20 protein-coding genes and 1 tRNA gene are annotated in these 19,737 nt (G+C 37.1%); 14 read left to right on the forward strand and 7 right to left on the reverse strand.

All coding sequences use genetic code 11. The annotated features are described in order from the left end of the window. Window positions 1-41: 41 nt before the first annotated feature. The gene (locus QMD71_01140; protein MDI6839454.1) at window positions 42-2,798 is read right to left on the reverse strand and encodes a C25 family cysteine peptidase; all 2,757 of its coding nucleotides are present in this window, start codon (window positions 2,796-2,798) and stop codon (window positions 42-44) included. A gap of 156 nt (window positions 2,799-2,954) precedes the next feature. Here QMD71_01140 and QMD71_01145 point away from each other — a divergent pair, with 156 nt between their 5' ends. The 4 genes from QMD71_01145 to QMD71_01160 all read left to right on the forward strand — a co-directional run bounded on the left by QMD71_01145 (window position 2,955) and on the right by QMD71_01160 (window position 5,518). Further along, window positions 2,955-3,389, forward strand: coding sequence for a hypothetical protein (locus QMD71_01145; protein MDI6839455.1), 435 nt, complete (start codon window positions 2,955-2,957; stop codon window positions 3,387-3,389). Between the two features lie 145 nt (window positions 3,390-3,534). Continuing rightward, on the forward strand, window positions 3,535-4,440 hold the full coding sequence (locus tag QMD71_01150; protein MDI6839456.1) for a T9SS type A sorting domain-containing protein: 906 nt from the start codon (window positions 3,535-3,537) through the stop codon (window positions 4,438-4,440). 59 nt (window positions 4,441-4,499) lie between these two features. Then, window positions 4,500-4,697 (forward strand): hypothetical protein, encoded by a 198-nt coding sequence (locus QMD71_01155; protein ID MDI6839457.1) that lies wholly within the window; start codon window positions 4,500-4,502, stop codon window positions 4,695-4,697. Between the two features lie 617 nt (window positions 4,698-5,314). Beyond that, window positions 5,315-5,518: a transposase gene (locus QMD71_01160; GenBank protein ID MDI6839458.1), complete on the forward strand. Its 204-nt coding sequence runs from the start codon at window positions 5,315-5,317 to the stop codon at window positions 5,516-5,518. Between the two features lie 233 nt (window positions 5,519-5,751). Here QMD71_01160 and QMD71_01165 read toward each other — a convergent pair. The 3 genes from QMD71_01165 to QMD71_01175 all read right to left on the reverse strand — a co-directional run bounded on the left by QMD71_01165 (window position 5,752) and on the right by QMD71_01175 (window position 6,684). Continuing rightward, window positions 5,752-5,825: transfer RNA gene (locus tag QMD71_01165), tRNA-Met, on the reverse strand. A gap of 40 nt (window positions 5,826-5,865) precedes the next feature. After that, window positions 5,866-6,057, reverse strand: coding sequence for a hypothetical protein (locus tag QMD71_01170; protein MDI6839459.1), 192 nt, complete (start codon window positions 6,055-6,057; stop codon window positions 5,866-5,868). A gap of 24 nt (window positions 6,058-6,081) precedes the next feature. After that, window positions 6,082-6,684 (reverse strand): DUF502 domain-containing protein, encoded by a 603-nt coding sequence (locus QMD71_01175; GenBank protein ID MDI6839460.1) that lies wholly within the window; start codon window positions 6,682-6,684, stop codon window positions 6,082-6,084. Between the two features lie 101 nt (window positions 6,685-6,785). Here QMD71_01175 and QMD71_01180 point away from each other — a divergent pair, with 101 nt between their 5' ends. The 10 genes from QMD71_01180 to lpxB all read left to right on the forward strand — a co-directional run bounded on the left by QMD71_01180 (window position 6,786) and on the right by lpxB (window position 17,543). After that, window positions 6,786-6,992, forward strand: coding sequence for a cold shock domain-containing protein (locus QMD71_01180; GenBank protein MDI6839461.1), 207 nt, complete (start codon window positions 6,786-6,788; stop codon window positions 6,990-6,992). Window positions 6,993-7,134: 142 nt separating this feature from the next. Continuing rightward, on the forward strand, window positions 7,135-7,401 hold the full coding sequence (locus tag QMD71_01185; GenBank protein MDI6839462.1) for an HPr family phosphocarrier protein: 267 nt from the start codon (window positions 7,135-7,137) through the stop codon (window positions 7,399-7,401). Further along, on the forward strand, window positions 7,391-9,136 hold the full coding sequence (gene ptsP / locus QMD71_01190; protein MDI6839463.1) for a phosphoenolpyruvate--protein phosphotransferase: 1,746 nt from the start codon (window positions 7,391-7,393) through the stop codon (window positions 9,134-9,136). The genes QMD71_01185 and ptsP overlap by 11 nt, the downstream gene beginning before the upstream one ends. A gap of 23 nt (window positions 9,137-9,159) precedes the next feature. Beyond that, window positions 9,160-10,173 carry a bifunctional phosphoglucose/phosphomannose isomerase gene (locus QMD71_01195; GenBank protein MDI6839464.1) on the forward strand — a complete coding sequence of 338 codons (1,014 nt, stop codon included), beginning with the start codon at window positions 9,160-9,162 and terminating at the stop codon, window positions 10,171-10,173. Continuing rightward, entirely contained in the window at window positions 10,170-11,186 is a 1,017-nt protein-coding gene (locus QMD71_01200) for a sugar phosphate nucleotidyltransferase (GenBank protein MDI6839465.1), read from the forward strand. The genes QMD71_01195 and QMD71_01200 overlap by 4 nt, the downstream gene beginning before the upstream one ends. Continuing rightward, the gene (metK, locus tag QMD71_01205; protein MDI6839466.1) at window positions 11,183-12,340 is read left to right on the forward strand and encodes a methionine adenosyltransferase; all 1,158 of its coding nucleotides are present in this window, start codon (window positions 11,183-11,185) and stop codon (window positions 12,338-12,340) included. Before QMD71_01200 ends, metK begins: the two co-directional genes overlap by 4 nt. A 15-nt stretch (window positions 12,341-12,355) precedes the next feature. Continuing rightward, complete coding sequence (gene ahcY / locus QMD71_01210) at window positions 12,356-13,612, forward strand: adenosylhomocysteinase (protein ID MDI6839467.1); 1,257 nt, start codon at window positions 12,356-12,358, stop codon at window positions 13,610-13,612. A 176-nt stretch (window positions 13,613-13,788) separates the two neighbouring features. Continuing rightward, on the forward strand, window positions 13,789-14,550 hold the full coding sequence (gene lpxA, locus QMD71_01215) for an acyl-ACP--UDP-N-acetylglucosamine O-acyltransferase (protein MDI6839468.1): 762 nt from the start codon (window positions 13,789-13,791) through the stop codon (window positions 14,548-14,550). A gap of 93 nt (window positions 14,551-14,643) precedes the next feature. Next, on the forward strand, window positions 14,644-16,374 hold the full coding sequence (locus QMD71_01220; GenBank protein MDI6839469.1) for an agmatine deiminase family protein: 1,731 nt from the start codon (window positions 14,644-14,646) through the stop codon (window positions 16,372-16,374). An 8-nt stretch (window positions 16,375-16,382) separates the two neighbouring features. Continuing rightward, window positions 16,383-17,543 (forward strand): lipid-A-disaccharide synthase, encoded by a 1,161-nt coding sequence (gene lpxB / locus QMD71_01225; protein MDI6839470.1) that lies wholly within the window; start codon window positions 16,383-16,385, stop codon window positions 17,541-17,543. A gap of 94 nt (window positions 17,544-17,637) precedes the next feature. Here lpxB and QMD71_01230 read toward each other — a convergent pair whose 3' ends face one another. The 3 genes from QMD71_01230 to QMD71_01240 form a co-directional block, all read right to left on the reverse strand. Next, window positions 17,638-17,781, reverse strand: a complete 144-nt coding sequence (locus tag QMD71_01230; GenBank protein ID MDI6839471.1) for a hypothetical protein — start codon at window positions 17,779-17,781, stop codon at window positions 17,638-17,640. A gap of 40 nt (window positions 17,782-17,821) precedes the next feature. Beyond that, the gene (locus QMD71_01235) at window positions 17,822-19,324 is read right to left on the reverse strand and encodes a T9SS type A sorting domain-containing protein (GenBank protein ID MDI6839472.1); all 1,503 of its coding nucleotides are present in this window, start codon (window positions 19,322-19,324) and stop codon (window positions 17,822-17,824) included. Window positions 19,325-19,454: 130 nt separating this feature from the next. Beyond that, window positions 19,455-19,737 (reverse strand): T9SS type A sorting domain-containing protein (locus QMD71_01240; GenBank protein MDI6839473.1); only part of this gene is annotated, 283 nt, incomplete at its 5' end.

Here is a 19,737-nt window from a genome sequence, read left to right on the forward strand (position 1 = left end):
TCTTCTCCTTTACATCCTCATACTTTGCTCATCTTGATCTTCTATTCTAATATTATAAGTTTACTTGTAGTCTCAAATCTACCACTCTTAAGCTGGATGAAGTAGATACCTTTAGCAAATTTGTCTCCTTTTAGCTCAATGTGGTGATAGCCTGCCTCTTTATTCTCATTTACAAGAGTTGCTATCCTCTGCCCCAGAAAATTATATATAGTGATATTTATATGTGAATCTTTGGGTAGTCCATATCTGATTTCAGTAATTCCTGTAAATGGATTTGGATAGCTTTGGAATAGTCTGTAACTCGTAATACTTGATTTATAACTTTCTTCTATTCCTATACTGGTACTGACTGCAACATCTATAGTATCTATCCATAAGTTGTTTGAGTCATCTGTTATCGTGAGTTCAAAATGTATAATATACTCGTCTGGGGTAGATAGTGAGACAGTAAATCCATACGAACCACTACTCATGGCAGTATCATTAGGTGAAATGTTACCATAGACTTGGATGGTGTCTTGTATATCAGTGATAAAAGAATCAGTCGTCCCCAAAATCCCTTTCACCCCAAATGAAGTCTTATTACCTAAATTTTTCAAAACAACCTTCATCTCAATTGATTCACCAGGATTGACACACCCATCCCCATTACCACCAATTGAATCATCAATCCTATGACTATTATAACACACATAAGGACATTCAGAAATCACAGTACAAATACCTTCATAAGGATAAAAATTATGTGCCGTGACTGTTACCCATAAGGTCCCTGGGCTATTTGGACTAATATTAAGTGTTACACTCCCTGAGGCATCAGTTGTTCCAGTGGCATAAACATCATTACCCTTCACCAGACAGACACAGGCATTTGGAATAGGTCCAAAATCAGAACACCTAACCTCAAAATTATTTAGTCCCAGAGTAATTTCTGATGGATGCTTTACTTTCAAATTCCTTGGCTCATCTGTCCACATGGGGAGCTCTGGGTCACCGAACACGTTAAGGCAATATATACAAAATCTCCAAACATATCTAATAGTCTCACCACTCAGAGTGTCAATACTGGGAATCTCAACATCTTTTGAGGCTGCATGCGCTTGACCAAGGTGATATAAATTGTCATTAAAGGTTTTCTCATAAAAGTGTAAATCAAGTAACTCAGAAATACCCATACCGCCAGGACGGCCAGCTCCGTATCTGGAATTCATTATAGCAGCAACAGCACCACCGCCTGGATGGTTTACAAGTTGCTCTGCAAAGCAGTCCCCATTAGGAACCTCATCTAATGCACCTGTATAACAAGCTATAGCATTATGAATACCTAATCTATCTTCATTGGTCATATTGTGGATATCGCAGGTATCTAACCAAAAAAATGTTGGTGGGATGCTTCTAATTTCTGTAGGACGTCCATGGGTTGCGAAATGGACGAAGCCAGAGCCCGTATTAATAGAGTCAATAACCATCTCTCTAAGCTGACCAGGAAGCCCATAGATAGTTTGATAGAGCTTCTCATCCTGCCAATTCATAGGTGTCACCTCTGCAATAGCATCGCTTACGATATCACCTGTATACATACTATCCGGAGGAATCCACATGAGCCAAACTGATACAAGTGCAATCTTTTTCAGATATGAAGGCGGTGCGTTTTTCTCATAAGTTAACACTTTGTTCACAAATGTAGAACATTGAAATGTTGTGTATGATGGTGCCCTACCCACATATACATCAGCATATAAATCTACACTGTCCTCTATCTCCCCATAAATATGGTCACCATCGTAATCCCAGGTCCCATCAAGGTCAGAGTAGTAAAGGTCACACGGAATAGTGTCCTCGTCAGGATAAGGTGCCGGACCTCCACAATCCCAGAACCAGACATCTCGCCTTGGGACAACCTCTTGATTATTCTCAAAGTCTGCCTGACCACCAAGTAAAAAGTATATCGAGCCCCAATTTTCATTTGCATATTTGATAAAATTCCTTATCTTTTCTGGACTGTCATATCCAGAATAATTATTATATATCCAATCAGTAGTAACTATGGTTGCTGGGACTCCTTTCTTTGTCTTCCAGTTAGCAAGAGATTGGAATATAGGAGCAAGAGTAGAAGAGGTAATAATTACATATTGATACTCTTCAGATTTTACAATCTCTTTAATAGGAGGTGAAAAAAAACACACATCAAAAGGATTTTCCACTAATGCCTTAACTTCTTTACCAAAGACCTTTAGTTGCTCTTTTGTCCTTGTTTCTATTGGAACAGTATTTTCTTTGTAAATAATTCTTAGGGTTATCCTACTATAAAACATAAGTTCACCCTTAGATGGAATATACTGAATTGGATAAACTCTTATCCCTGCTATCCTGAACCCACTCTTGGACCCAGTACCTGCAAGTTCCACTATCTTACCAGGAAATGGAATTGTAGAGTTATAAATCACACTGTCAGGCTTAACAAATGGGACATCTATGTCAAAAGAGATAGGTCTCCAAGGTTGTGCAGGATAGATTCTATAATTACCTGGAATAATCTCACTATCTACGGAGATTACCTCAATCTTCTCTGCAGTTGCCCCTGGGGGGATAACAAAAGAAAAAGGAACCTGAGGAAGTTGTGGACTGCCAACAGGGACAGTAGAACCATAGTTCTTAAGTCTCACAACATCATAGCCTTCAAGCTTACTAAAGCAAAGGCCACTCCTAGAAAACACCACTGTCTCCACAATTTCACTTGCCTGAAGAGAAAATGGTAAGACAAGTATTAATATAAATGCATACAATATTTTTAACATTTCACACCTCCATTTTTAGAGATTAGTACTGTCAAAAATAGGATATTACTTTGTTAAAACCTTGTCAAGTTTTTTTGCTTTGTTGAATAATTCGCTTTACAAAACTTGCAACACCTTGATTGACACCGATTTATGAGATTCTTCACTTCGTTCAGAATGACAAGGTCAAAATTGTCTAAAACCAAGTCAGAGGTTGAAAATCAAAGATGCCAAAAATATTTATTCAACAAAGCAAGTTTTAACAAAGTAATATCTTTAGCTTTCAGAAAGAAAGGATATAGGACTATAGAGGAGCTACAACTTGATTTAGATGAATTTATGGACGATTATAACTACAGGAGAACTCATCAGGGATATAAGCTGAAGGAAAATGGCTACAATACACCAGCGGAGGCACATTTATCAAAAAATCTAAAACAAGACTTGACAAAGGAGGTGAGAAATAATAAAATAGAAGCAGATAAGATGAGAAGCAAAGGGGAGGTGATAGAAAAAACAATCCTTACAAGACAGGTTTTAGGGGATAATTTTACTAGGAGAAGAAGTGAAAAAGAGGAGGTTCTGACATGCCAATTTGTAACCACATCTTAAAGCCAGGACAGATTATATACAAATTCCAAATTTTATTTGGGAGGGAGGTGATGTTTATGATTGTAGAGAGAATTTTTGTTGAGAGGTTAGGTTTTAACGATTAGATTTAAGGAATTTTTGTTTTCCCTTAAAATGGAGGTGTGAAATGTTAATTGGGTTTATGTGTATTATAACGATGCTTTCTTTGCAGGTAGGATTGACTCAATCAGAGCTTGAATCTAAAGATTTGATAATTCAAAATAATACAGTTGACAGAATTTTTGATAACACAAATGGCATAATTTATGTATCTCCAGAAAGTAACGCTGCATATGTAGGTGATACTTTTGAAGTTAAAATAATGGTAGACAGTATTACAGATCCTGCAGCAGACGAACATCCTGAGGATAAAGGTGCCTGTGTTATAGCTTTTGATATGCGTTGGAATCCCGAAGTGCTCTGTTATGTTTCTGTGGAGAAGGGGACCTTTCTTGATATCCCAGGAGCATCAACTGTCCTTTTAATTGGAGACGTAGACAGTGTTTCAGGCTACATGACGGATGTTACCTATGGCATGTTACCCGGTAAACCTGGTGCACTTGGAGGTGGGTTAGCTTTTGAAGTAAAGTTTAAAGTTGTTGGGTCAGGCACTAGTGTCTTGGATATGACAAGTGCTGAGTGGTATTCCTTTTCTCCTACTGCATATGTTTTCACTCGTATGGGGGACGGCTATTTTTCTACTCCTACAAGTATAGAGACACAATCTCCTAATTCCCTCATTAATAAGAGTTCTATAGCACTTAAGAGTTACCCCAATCCATTCAACCATAAGACAGTGATTAGGGTTCAGGGGTTAGGGATTAGTGAAAGGCAAACAATTAATTTACAAATTTATGATTTAGTTGGCAGATTGGTCAAGTCTTTCCCAATCACTCAACAACTCAATAACTCAATAACTCAACTCTGGGATGGGGCTACTGATAATGGGAATAGGTTGCCAAGCGGTGTCTATTTTTGTAAGTTAGAAATGGGTAAAAAGAGTATAACCAATCAAATACTTTTATTGAGATAAAGTTACAAATAGGTTGCATTAAATCTATGAAATTAATGGTCGAATAGGAGGTGAAAACCATGTTTAGCAGAAAATATAGTGTGAAGTTATGGTATGTTATTTGGTTTTATGTATTTATACTGCTTAGCTTACCTTTCTCTCTTCAAGCCGGTGAGATTGTGAAAACAGTGCGCTTCTCTTATAATGACCTTTCATTTAGTAAGGATGGAGGCTACGATGTTGTGAGACTTAAAACTACGGGTCTACTGTTCCTGTAGGTAGCCCTCAACTTCCTCAAGTACCTCTTTCTTTTGTTATCCTGCCCGGGCAACTGCAGAAAAGGTTGAAATAATCTCTGTAGGTAGCGAGGTTATCCCGGGTACTTACAGAATCTACCCTGCACAGTCTTGGGAACCTATCTCTTTTGAGATAGATATTCCATTTATTGAGCCTGACAGTGTGATTTATAACTCTATAACTCCATTCCCCAGTGAGATAGTGGAACTTGCAAGTACTGGGTCAAAGAGTGGGTTCAGAATAGCAGGGGTGAGGGTTTGTCCACTTCAGTACATTCCATCTAAGGGTGAACTTATACAGCCCTTTGTTAAATCTCATATGAAAATTGCACCTATCTCTTTACTCTGTCTCAAGAAAAGCCTCAGTAGCTTAAAATCCCAATTTTCAAATCCCAAATCTCAAACAATTTCAAAATCCTAATGTCCCAAATTCCAAACCTGTCTTGAAAATTTGAATTTAGAATTTGGGATTTGTTTGAGATTTGGTGCTTGGAATTTGGAATTTTATTGCCAATCATGTTTAACTTTATGAATTACAATGACTTATATATAATTTCACACCCATTTTTAACAAATTTTAACAAAGTACTGCTGTTATTGTGACTAATCGTATCGGGCTTGAGGATAGAGAAATATTCGCAAGATACAAGAGGAGATGGGAGATAGAATGCGTATTTCGTGAACTCAAGGACAACTTTTATTTCGACCAGTATCAAGTGAGAAGTCTCACTGGTATAACGAGGCATTGGCATTTATGCTTTCTTGCATACACTTTCTTTGTTCAATACGAACAAAGACGCTAAACCGTAGGCTATATACGATAGGGGAATCTATTTATCTGTATCGGACTTTTCAATCCATTATCTCTTATATTTGGATTTCAAAGAACACAGAGGCTTATTACAAGATACTACAATTGAATAGCCTCTAATTTACATCTAATTTTAACAAAATACAGATAGACATATATTCTTATAAAAAAGCGGTAGCTCATTTAACCCTAGAGCCACCGCAAGAAGTTTTAAATAATTGTAAATGGCGGGGGTGGGATTTGAACCCACGACCTCCAGGTTATGGGCCTGACGAGCTACCAGACTGCTCTACCCCGCGATCTATGTAAATATAAAATCAAATTCTATTTTGTCAAGTTTTATTTTAAAAATATTCCTACAGGTATTAGGACACAATAACCAAGTACTAAAAGGATAGGAGCGAGTGTCAATGAGCCTTTACTTAAAGTTAGATATCCGACTAAAATAAATAGGACTCCTAAAAGAATAAGAATCCAATTCCTTAACCCTAATTTAATTCTACGAACCTCACCCTTTTTTTGCTTTTTCATAATTGAATGTCCTTTAATATGTTACTAAATCTTTTTAGCCTCTCTCTCATCCGGCAATATTATACCTCCAGAGATGATGACTCTCATAGCAGAGTCAACAGATAATGAGGTTTCCCTGATTTCTGAACGTGGTACAATCGCATAGTACCCGGATGTTGGATTAGGTGCTGTTGGTATGAATACACTCACATTGTCTTCCTTCTCATTAATTCGCCAGCTGGATTCATTTGTCATAAATGCTAAGGTATAAAGCCCTTTTCTTGGATATTCTACAAGGACAACCTTTTTAAATGCAGCCCTATCCACAAATATAGCATTTGTAAACTTTCTTGCCGATGTATAAATTACACGAATAATAGGAACTTTTGAAACTATCTCTTCACCAAATTTAAAAACTCGTCGTCCTATGTAACCCGAGGCTATGGTTCCAATTATATAAATAAGTGCCAGAAAAGCTAAAAATCCTATAAATGAGATAACAATGGAAGGCAAAGTAGATAGTAATGGTATTTTTTTAAAAGCTGCTTCCAAAATGCCACCAATTCTTGTAACTAAAAACCAGACGATAAAAACAGTAACCCCTATAGGAAGCAAAGCTATTATGCCCGTTACAAACCTTCTTTTCATAATTTTATTATACTTTTTTATCTCACAATGTCAAATATTTTTTAAAAATAACTTGACATCCTTTAAAAATTGAGTATCCTTAAAACTAAGGAGGATTTATTATGTATAAAGGCAAGGTGAAGTGGTTCAATGAGCGTAAAGGATACGGTTTCATTGAACGAGAGGATGGGAGTGGCGACATTTTTGTTCATTACTCAGACATCGAAAGTAAAGGATTTAAAGTCCTTAACGAAGGCGATGAAGTTGAGTTTGATGTAATGGAAGGAGAAAAGGGACCAAAGGCAATACATGTAGTTCTCAAAAAGTAAGCTCCAGTCCTAATTTAAAGAGCCCCCTGCTATTACAGTAGGGGCTTTTTTCTTGACAGGCTAAATAATTTGAAATATAGTTTATAATTGGGTTTATTCTGAGCATGTTGAGATTCTTCGCTTTGCTCAGAATGACAGGTGTATGCTAAAAAATGAGCTAACTATAAAAAATACATTGGGGATTCACGCAAGACCTGCTGCTATGCTCGTAAAGATAGCTGGCAAATATAAATCAAATGTAATTCTAACAAAAGATGGCATTCGTGCAAATGGTAAGTCTATTATGGACCTTTTAATGCTTGAAGCCGAGAAGGGGTCAAAAGTTGAAATAATTACAGATGGTGAGGACGAATTAGAGGCTTTGGACGCTGTAATTCAGCTAATTAATAGAGGATTTGATGAGGAATAAGTTACTTCGTGGTATACCCGCATCTCCTGGTATTGTAATAGCGAAGGCTATCCCGTATAAAGAAGAAGAGCTCCTTATACTCACACGAAAGCCAGATGAAATAAGTGAAGAGATAACTAAATTTGAAAATGCACTCCAAAAGACAAGAAGAGAAATTCAACTCATTCAGTCAGACTTTATGAAAAAGACAGACGAGTATCATGCAAGAATCCTTGATGCTCAGCTATTGGTACTTGATGATACAACACTTATAAAGAATACAATTGACATAATTAAGAGAAACGAGTCTGCTGAAAGTGCTTTTAAAAAAGTCGCAGATAGCATATTAAATGCATTTGATAGAGTTGAAGATGAATATCTCAGAGCTCGGATAAGCGATATAAGAGATGTAGCAGGTCGTGTCCTCCGTAATTTGATAGTCCAACCTCATACTCTATTCCCGGCAACTAAACATGCAGTTGTAGCCCAGGATTTAACTCCATCAGATACTGCTGGCTTTTCTAAGGATAGGGTAGTTGGATTTGCCACCGATTTGGGTGGCACTACATCTCACACAGCTATAATGGCAAGAGCACTTGAAATACCTGCTGTTGTTGGACTCAACGAGGTTACAAAATTTGTAGATAGAGGAGACGAAATTATCATAGATGGAAACAGGGGAGTAGTAGTAATTGACCCTGATGAATCAACTCGTAGAGCTTACGAAGATAAACTAAAAAAGTTTCAAGAGTATGAAAAGGAACTTGAGGCTTTGTCCAACCTTCCATGTGAGACACTTGATGGGCAATCAATAGAGTTGTCATGCAATATAGAGATTACTGAAGAAATTGACGCAGCTATTTCTCATGGGGCAAAGGGTATTGGACTTATGAGGACTGAATTTATTTACCTTAAATCTGATAAATTACCAACAGAGGAAGAACAATACGAAGTCTACAATTTGCTTGCCCAGAAAGTACACCCAGACTCTCTAATTATAAGAACATTAGACTTAGGTGGAGACAAAATCCCATCTCCCCACCAAATAAAGGAGGTAAACCCATCTTTGGGGTGGCGCGCAATAAGATTCTCATTATCAGAGAAAAGTGTTTTTATGACCCAACTCAAAGCAATCCTTAGAGCCAGCAGGCGTGGTAATGTAAAGATAATGTTTCCTATGATTGTAGACCTAAGTGAGCTAAAGTTAGCTAAGTCTTATGTAGAGGAAGCAAAATCTGAACTCAAAAATAGTGGTATAGATTACGACCCAGATATTGAAATTGGAGCTATGATAGAAACTCCTGGAGCTGCCCTTATTGCAAGAGCAATTGCTGAGGAGGTAGATTTTCTATCCATAGGGTCAAACGACCTAATCCAATATACACTTGCGTGCGACCGAACAAATCCAAGAGTAGCTCATCTTTTTAATCCATTCCACCCAGCTATACTACGCTTGATTAAGCGTACAATTGAGGCAGGTCATAGTGCAAGGAAGTGGGTTGGTATTTGTGGTGAACTTGGTGCTAATCCTTTAGCTGTCCCAATTTTACTTGGGTTAGGAATTGATGAGTTATCTGTGGCTACTGTCTCTATTCTTGAAATAAAAAAGATTATAAGGGCTTTGAGTATTGAAGAGGCAAAAACAATTGCAAGGGAAGTTATGGCACTTGAAACATTAGAGGAAGTGGAGAGTTTTGTTAAAGGAATAGAAGAAAAAGTTCTAGTTATAAAAGAAGTTATGTCCCTGTCTCGCTAAGCCAAGGCAGGAAAGAGAGAATAATGAATGTGGACAGTTATGACCTGTCTGCCGACAGGCAAGATATGAAAGAGGTATTAATTAATTTCCCAAATCAAATTGAGGCTGCATCTAAGGTGGGTCAAAGCTTAAAACTTCCAGTTATAAGGAAACTAAGTAATATCGTAGTTTGTGGGATGGGTGGGTCTGCAATCTCTGGCGATTTACTATTTCACTACTTAACAGATGAAATCAGTATCCCAATATTTGTAAATAGGGATTACGACTTACCAAATTTCGTAAATCAGAATAGCATTGTCTTTATCTCAAGTTATTCCGGAAATACTGAAGAAACCATTAGCGCATATAGACAGGCAGTAAAGAGGACAAAATGTGTCTTATGCATAACATCTGGCGGTAAGCTTAGTGAAGAGGATACTCCGTACATTTTAAGGATACCAGAAGGCTATCAACCAAGGTGTGCTCTTGGGTGGCTGTTTATACCAATGATTATCGTGCTCACTAAATTAGGTATAGTATCTGATAAAAAAAAGGAATTAAATGAAACTGTTTCACTACTTTATAAGCTGAGTAAAGAATTTAAGTTATTCAATAGTAGGCCATTTTTGATTGCAAAAAATATCATAGGTAAATTTCCAATAATTTATAGCGATACAAGATTCAGTCCGATAGCTAAGCGATGGGTAACTCAGTTAAACGAGAATGCCAAAGTCCTCGCTCATTTTAATGTATTTTCTGAACTTAATCATAATGAGATAGTAGGATTTAGTGATTCATCACCGAATTTGTCGGTTATAATTCTTAAGGACAGAGAATACAACCCTCGAATTCGGCGTCGTATAGAAATCACAAAGAAAATAATTTCTCTATATACTGAAATTCACGAGGTTGAAAGCTATGGGGACTCATTACTTTCAAGATTCTTCTCTCTCATTTATTTTGGCGACTGGATGAGTTACTGGTTAGCAATCTTAAGAGGAGTAGACCCAACCCCTATTGAACACATAGAAAGACTTAAAAAAGAGCTACTCGTATGAAGGTAATAATACCTGCTGCCGGCGTAGGCCAAAGGCTTAGACCTCATACTTATTCTATACCAAAATCACTTTTGATGGTTGCAGGTAAGCCAATTATTGGACACATTTTAGAAAAGTTAAATGGAATTGAATTTGATGAGATTATACTTATAGTGGGCTATATGAAGGATAAAATAAAAAGATATGTAAATCAAAATTATAATTTTAATATCCGCTATGTAGAGCAAAAAGAAAGGCTTGGGCTTGGGCATGCAATCTGGCTTACAAAAGATATAGTAAAGAATGAACCTGCTCTCATTGTCTATGGGGATACTATTTTCTTTAAGGAAGATTTTAAAAAAGCTGTTGACCTGTCTGCCGACAGGCAAGATATGGGGGTAGACGGCTGTCTTGGTGTCAGAAGTGTAAAGGACCCAACTCAATTTGGAATCGTAGAAGTTGAGCATGGATTTATCAAGCACATTATCGAAAAGCCTACGCAGCCAACTACAAATCTTGCAGATGTTGGAGTTAACTTTATCCGTAATACACAACTTTTATTTGATTGTCTTAAAGAAATAATTACAAATGATGTTAAAACAATGGGTGAATTCCAATTAACTGATGCCTTCCAGTTAATGGTAAAAAGAGGAGCAAAACTTAAACCTTTTAGAGTAAAAGGCTGGTTTGACTGTGGTAGACTTGAGGGTGTTCTTTCTACAAATCGTAAATTGTTAAAATTGGAGTGTAACAAAAACATAAAAATAAAAGAACCTGTCTCGCCGAGCCAATGCGGGTCAGTGATTATACCACCAGTTTTTATCCATCCATTAGCTAAAATTACACATTCAATCATAGGACCTTATGTTTCTATTGATAAAGGCTCAACCATAAAGAATTCAATAATATTGGATTCTATAGTAAACTTTAATGCAAGAATAGAAAATTTACTACTAAGACATTCAATTATAGGTCCTAATACAGCGATATTAGGAAGACCCAAAAGATTAGGCATCAGTGGGAGGACACAATGAGAAGATTTATAACTTCAGAGTCTGTAACAGAGGGGCATCCGGATAAAATATGTGACCAGATTTCAGATGCTGTCCTTGATGAGTGTATCAGACAGGACCCAAATTCAAGAGTTGCCTGTGAAACATTTGTGAGTGTAGGACTCGTAGTGGTTGGTGGTGAAATTACTACTTCTGGGTATGTAGATTTACCAAGTATTGTGCGAAAATTACTTAAGAAGATAGGTTACACACACGAATTTGGGTTCTGCTATGAGACATGCGCAATCTTAAACGCCATTGGAAACCAGTCTCCAGATATAGCACAGGGTGTAAATATTGGGGGGGCAGGTGACCAGGGCTTAATGATAGGTTATGCTTGTAAAGAGACACCAGAACTTATGCCACTTCCTATTACCTTAGCTCACTGTATTACAAGAAGGCTTAGCTATGTCAGAAAGAATAAGATTCTGTCTTATTTGGGGCCTGATGGGAAGGCACAGGTCTCTGTTGAATATGATGATAATAGACCTGTAAGAGTGGATTCAGTCGTCCTCGCCGCACAACATACAGAAGATATATTGAATAAGACTAAAGAAAGAATAACAGAAAAAGCAAGAAATGAATTAATAAATGAAGTAATTAAGAAAGCAATTGGAGAGGAATGGTTAGATAATAAGACAAAATATTTTGTAAATGAGACAGGTAAATTTGTAATTGGAGGACCTCAATCAGATACAGGGATGACAGGTAGAAAAATTATCGTTGATACATATGGGGGTGTGATTCCACATGGGGGTGGTGCCTTTTCTGGTAAGGATCCTACAAAAGTTGACCGCTCTGCTTCATATATGGCACGATATTTAGCAAAAAATATTGTAAAGGCGGAACTTGCTGATAGATGTAGAATTGACCTTGCATATGTAATTGGAATACCTGAACCTACTGTAATTGAAATAAATACATTTGGGACAAGTAAAGTAAAAGATTATGAACTCAGAAATGTAATAAAAAAAATTTTTGACCTCACTCCTCGTGGAATTATAACCAAATTAAATCTTCTAAGACCTATATATTGTAAGACTGCATGCTACGGTCATTTTGGACGTGAGGAGCCTGAATTTACATGGGAGTTGACAGATAGCGTAGATTTATTAAGGGAAGCAGTTGGAATGTAATTTTGAGGAAGCAAAATGGAATGCGATATAAAAGATAAAAGATTAAAAACAATTGGCAAAAATAGGATAGAATGGGCTTCACAGAGTATGCCTGTTCTTAAGCAAATTGGTGACAAGTTTTCAAAAGAGAAGCCACTTAAAGGTATACGCATAGCAGCTTGCTTGCATGTGACTGCAGAGACTGCTAATTTAATGCAAGTTCTAAAAATTGGTGGTGCAGATGTGCGATTGTGTGCATCAAATCCTTTATCTACTCAAGATGATGTGGCAGCTTCACTTGTAACTGATTATGGAATACCTGTATTTGCTATAAATAGTGAGGATAACAAAACTTATTATAATCATATAAACCAAGTCATTGACATTAAGCCGCACATAACAATGGATGATGGGGCAGACCTTATCTCAACTATACATTTAAAGCGTAAAGAAATGCTCAAAAATACGATAGGTGGGACAGAGGAGACTACTACAGGGGTAGTACGACTTAAATCTATGGCAGCTAAAGGAGTGCTTAAGTATCCAGTAATTGCAGTTAATGATTCACAAACAAAATACTTATTTGATAATAGATACGGCACAGGACAGTCAACAATTGACGGGATCCTTAGGGCAACAAATACCCTTATTGCAGGCAAGAACTTTGTTATTTGTGGATATGGGTGGTGTGGTCGTGGTGTCGCGATGCGTGCACATGGGATGGGTGCAAATGTTATTGTTACTGAAGTGAACCCAATTAAGGCGATAGAAGCAAGGATGGATGGTTTTAGAGTTATGAAGGGGTCTGATGCATTTAAGATAGCAGATATTGTAGTTACAGTGACAGGTGATATAAATGTTGTAGATGAGCACCATTTTGAACTAATGAAGGACGGCGTTATCCTTGCTAATTCTGGACACTTTGATGTTGAAATAAATAAGAAAGCACTTGCTAAACTTGCCGTAAGACATTACAAAGTTAAACCTGGAGTTGAACTATATAAACTTAAAGGAGGGAAACAAATTTATTTGCTGGCAGAAGGTAGGCTTGTAAATCTGTCTTGCGCTGAAGGACATCCATCAGAAGTTATGGATATGTCGTTTGCAAATCAATCGCTTGCAACTGAATATATAATAAAAAATGGTAAAAAACTCGAGTCCAAAGTATATAAACTACCAGAAGAAATTGATACCAAAATAGCTCAAATGAAGCTAAAAACATTTGGAGTTGAAATAGATAAACTTACGCAGGAACAGGAAAAATACCTCAAAGCATGGGAAATCGGCACATAAAGTAATATTAAATATCAAAAATCAAAATGCAAAATTGCAAATCAAAAATAAAAAATAGCCACTGTGGATTTCTGCGGTTAATGCATAATCTGTGCAATTAGTGACTAAAAAATTTTGCGTTTTTAATACGTTTTAATATGTATTTTTGATATTTAATTTTTAATTTTTGATATTCTATGATACATCCAACTGCTATTATCAATCCACATGCAATTTTAGGAAAAAATGTAAAAATTGGACCTTATTCTATTATAGATGAAGATGTAGAAATAGGCAATAAAACTGAAGTTGGCTCATTGGTTCAAATAAAAGGTAAAACAAAAATTGGTAATGAATGTAAACTCTACGAAGGAGTTTCAATTGGTAATCCACCTCAAGATGTAAAATTTAAGGGTGAAGAAACTGAGGTTAAAATTGGTGATAACAATATTATAAGAGAGTTTGTAACCATCCACGGTGGAGCTCAAGGCACTACAGTTATTGGAGATAATAATTTCTTGATGGCTTACTCTCATATTGCTCATAATTGCAAGATAGGTAATGGAGTAGTAATAGCAAATGCAACCCAAATTGCAGGCTTTGTTGAAATTGAAGATTGTGCATTCATATCAGGACTATGTCCTGTGCACCAATTTGTGCGTATTGGATGCTACTCTATGATAGCTGGCGGATACAGGGTACCAAAAGATGTCATCCCATATGCACTCGCGGCATCTGACCCGCTAAAAATACATGGACTTAATTTGATTGGACTTAAGCGGCACGGTTTCTCAGCCTCTACAATAAAAGTATTAAAAGAAGCGTTTCACATATTATTATTTTCACAGCTTAACACATCGCAGGCAGTTGAGCGTATCAAGAGAGATATACATCAAATACCTGAAATTATGCATCTTATAGAATTTATAGAGAACTCAAAACGTGGAATTGTAAAATGAAAAACTCTAATTTCTTGACTTTATATATTTTTAAGATATAAAGAATTTATGAAAATAAGCGAACTATTTTAAAATATTACTAAAAAAGGAGGGATGATGAAATATGTAAAATTATTAAGTGCAATGTTTACTGTTTGGTTTTTCTTTTTATCCTTTGCTGCAGCTAAGGGGCCATTGCCAATCTGGCCTACTGAAGAAGAACTTAAGCGGATGGATGAAATAGGTACTTATACTGTGCCTACTCCACCACCTACAGAAAAGGTGAAAGCTCCTGGAGAATTTGATAATGCACAGGGTGTGCTATTACGGTGGGATCGAGGTTGGTGGCAAGGTTTATACATTGATATGACCGGTGCTATTGTGGAACACTCAAAAGCATATATTATTGTCGCTAATAATTGGGAACAAAATCAAGTAGAAAACCAACTCATAGCACATAATATACCACTTGACTCAGTTGAATTTGTGATTAAACCAACAAATTCTGTGTGGATAAGAGACTATGGACCTTGGTGGATTTATCATGAGGATGGAACAAGGGGGATAGTAGATTGGGTTTATAATAGACCACGACCTCAAGATGATTCAATCCCAATTAGGTTAGGTGAGGATTGGTCAATACCAGTTTATACATCGTCTTTAGTCCATACGGGTGGCAATTTTATGGTGGATGGTCATGGGGTAGGATTTGCAAGTAATCTTATTTACCAAGAAAATCCTGGACTTACACCAGCTAAAATAGATAGCATAATGGGTGTCTATATGGGACTGGATACCTTCTATGTATTCACTCGAATATATGGCGAGTATACTGGACACATTGATATGTGGGGCAAGCTTATTGATGACCATACATTTATGGTAGCTTACTATCCACCAGGTGACCAAAACCACAATATCCTAAATAACCACGCTGCCGCAATTGCTAATCTTACTAATGGCAATAGTATTCTATTTGATACAGTGAGAATTCCATCGCCTCCCCCCTATTCTGGGGTGTATAGGTCTTACACAAACTCGCTTATTGTAAACAAATTGGTGCTTTTACCAATTTATAACCATGCGTATGACAGTATTGCCGTCCGGATATACCAGGAACGCCTACCCGGCTATGACATCAGAACTTTTGACTGCTCCGATATTATTCAGTCTGGTGGTGCAGTACATTGCATAACAAAACTTGTCATGTCCCCCTACGCAATATTTATCACTCATACTCCACTCCTAAATACAGAAGACACCGTCAACCCATATCGTGTGGAAGCAACTATAACTGCAACAATGGGACTAAACGGAGATTCTACGTTTGTCTACTGGGATACTGATACCAGTCCACCATTCAATATGGTTAAATTAATACCTGATACGGATAGTGTCAATCTTTTCTTCGGATATATTCCTGCACAGCACTATGGAACAACTGTATATTATTATATCTATGCTATGGATACCACTGGATACTACAAAACCAGTCCAAGTAATGCTCTATACGAACTGTATTCATTTAAGGTGGGAGAACAACCGGGTATCGTAGAAAGTGACAAAGCTGTATGTCGCTTTTTGGTTAGACCGTTTATTAATCCATTCAAGGATAAACTTATGCTCTCTATCTATTCAGATGAGCCCAAAACTATTCAATTTTGTGTATTCAATATTACTGGACAGCAGATATTCTCTAATAGCATTCTGTTAAAAAAGGGACTTAACATTGTGACATGGAATCCAAATGATGGAAATAGTTATTCTATTCCAGCTGGAGTTTACTTTTACCAAATTATAGCGGGAGAAGAAACTAACTTAGGAAAAGTATTACATTTAAAGTAATCCCCTGAATGACCAAACTCTTGATAGTAACTGGTGAGAGTTCTGGTGACTTACACAGTGCATATGTAATTAAAGAACTTAAAAAACTCATCCCTAATTTAAGGGTATTTGGAATAGGGGGGGATAGGCTCAAGGAAGAGGGAGTTGAACTTGTATATCATATAAAGGATACAGCTGTTGTTGGTTTTTTAGAAGTCATACCAAAGTTTTTCAAGATAAGACGTGCAATGAAATTGCTCTACAAAAGAATGATAGAAGAAGAACCAGATTTATGTCTACTTATTGATTATCCCGGGTTCAATTTAAGGGTTGCAAAATTAGCTAAACGAAGGGGTATTAGAGTAGTCTATTATATACTTCCACAAGTTTGGGCTTGGGGGCGGTGGAGGCTTCGTACAATTTACCGATGGGTAGACAAGGGAATCTCAATCTTACCATTTGAGTTAGAATTTTATAAAAAAATGGAGGTTGAGTTTGTAGGCCATCCATTACTTGACATAGTAATTCAAAATTCAAATAATGTAGGAGGGGCAACCCTTGCGGTTGCCCAAAATGAAAGGGTAGGTACAAGACCTACCTCTACAATTGCTATTCTGCCGGGGTCAAGAAATGATGAAGTAAAACATATACTGCCTGTGATGCTTGAGTGCACAAAACAACTTAAGGAGTTTAATTTTGTTCTCCCTGTGGCTCAGGGAATTGATATAGAATGGGTTAAAAAAATGGTGAAAAACCAAGTTCACTCTGACGAATTGGAACGAGAAAGGGTACAGATAGTTCAAGATAATACTTATGAAGTGTTAAGTAACTCAAAGCTTGCACTCGTTTCATCTGGAACCGCTACCCTTGAGGCTTGTATCTTAGAAGTCCCTATGGTAATAATTTATAAGGTCTCTCTCATATCATACATTTTAGCACGCTTGCTTGTTAGAGTTCCATGGATTGGGCTTGTAAACATAATTGCTGGAACTAAAGTGGTGCCCGAGTTTATTCAGTTTAATGCAACGCCCAAAAAGATAGTAAAATCAGTAAATGAGATTTTAGCTCACGGTGAAGAAACAATTTCAAAACTTATAAAAGTAAAAGAGAAACTCGGCCCTAAAGGAGTATCTCGCAGGGTAGCTCAAATTCTATACAAAACTATTCTATACCCATTAAACCAAATTTAACCCAAGAATAAATTGTATATCTGTACTCCACTCTGTAATGGAAGGTAAGCAGTAAGTGACTTTAAACTTACATGCCCACCCTTGGGAGTCAATTCTACCTCACTGACACTGACTTATGAATAAGCATTTTACCATTACATTCAAGTTTGCAAAAATACACACCATTCGCTAACCCTTTTGTATTCCAGTCAGTAGAGTAACAACCAGCTTCTTTCATTTCATCAACAATTACTTCCACCAATCGGCTTGAATTAATCTAAACATATCACGCCCATTAGCTACCTCATAACAATCATTTTCTTTGTTATACTTCTATCACCAACTGTAAGTTGGCAGAAGTACACACCCGAGTCCACATCTTCTCCGGCTGAATCTGTACCATCCCAAGATACAGTTGTTAGTGGAAAAAGTCTAACTACTCTGCCAGTAACATCGTAAATTTGAAGAGTAACTCTCCCGCAGCCATTTGGGATGTAATAACTTATTTTAAAATTACTAGTTCCTACGGTAGGTACTATATTTAGACTAAAACAGCCAGATTTATTAGGCTCAAACACACTCTCTTCTGCTACACCACTACCATCATCAACCTTTATGAGATAGACATCGCCTTCAGTAGTACCACCGGGTTGAGCTTTCTCTCCAGTTATGATATAGCCACCATCTAATGTCTGTGCCACTGAGTAGCCGTAGTCATTACCAGTTCCACCGTATGTCCTTGTCCAACTTGTATCACCATTTGGTTTTGTCTTTATCAGATAGACATTGCTGGAATCAGGCGTCCCTATACCGAACGACTTAGTACACCCAGCTATAATATAGCCACCATCTGTTGTCTGTACCACTGAGTAGCCACGGTCATCACCAGACCCGCCATATGTCCTTGTCCAAGTTGTATCACCAGCTGAATTTGTCTTGATTAAATACACATCATATCCTGCCCCATATGAGTCAGTATATCCAGCTATAATATAGCCACCATCTGATGTCTGCGCCACTGACCGGCCATGGTCATTACCATCTCCACCAAATACCTTTTCCCAGCTGGTATTTCCATCTGAATCTGTCTTTATTAAATAGACATTATACCCGCTTGCGCCATATGAATTAGTCGCTCCAGCTATAATATAGCCACCATCTGATGTCTGCTTCACTGAGTAGCCACGGTCACTGCCAGACCCGCCGTATGTTCTTGTCCAAATTGTATCACCATCCGAATTTGTCTTGATTAGATAGACATTATAATAATCAGGCGTCCCTATACCAAATGACTTAGTATACCCAGCTATAATATAGCCACCCGATGTCGTATCTACTGACCTGCCTTCATCATACTCAGTTCCACCGTATGTCCTTGTCCAACTTGTATTTCCAGCTGAACCTGTCTTTATGAGATAGATATCATCCTTTGTTGATTCGTTGTAAAGCTCTCCAACTGTAATATACTCGCCAGTTGTTGTTTGAATTACTGACCAGCCAAAGTCAAAATCAGCTCCACCGTATGTCCTTGTCCAACTTGTATCACCGGCTGAGTTTGTCTTTATGAGATATACATCATAGAATCCTGCACCATATGAACGAGTGTATCCAGCTATAATATAGCCACCATCTGTTGTCTGCTTTACTGCTCTACCACACTCATCTTTAGTTCCACCATAAGTCTTTTCCCAACTTGCAAATACTGTATTGGAAGAAATTAAAAATTGGGAAATAGAAAATAGAAATAAAATTGGTAACCTAATCACATCTGCTGTCACAACTTTAGCAATTAATCTAAACATTTTGTACCCCTTATTATTATATATTTCTTTGTTCTAAAAAGCAAGTGTTTTTTGATTTTTTATATATCACATAGAGCATCTTTTGGCACTACCTCATTTCGCACATCAAATTTTGTGCTACCGAAATACTTTATTTCACCAATACCAGCTTTTCATTAATAACTTTACCACCAGCCTCAAGTTTCAAGAAATAGATACCAGCTGATATCCCTTTACTATTCCAGCTAATAGAGTAGTAGCCAGCTTCTTTGGTCTCATTAACAAGTACCCTTATCAATTGACCTGAAATATTGTAAACCCTTAACAATACTTTACTCTTCACTGGTAACTGATAATTGATAACTGTAAATTGAGTAAGTGGATTTGGATAGCTCTGTAATAATACCTCATTTATTTTGCCCATAGAAGCTTCT

It is taken from the genome of bacterium, from assembly GCA_030018315.1.
Taxonomy (GTDB): Bacteria; Hydrothermota; UBA3073; order JACQXS01; family JAGMCI01; genus JASEGA01.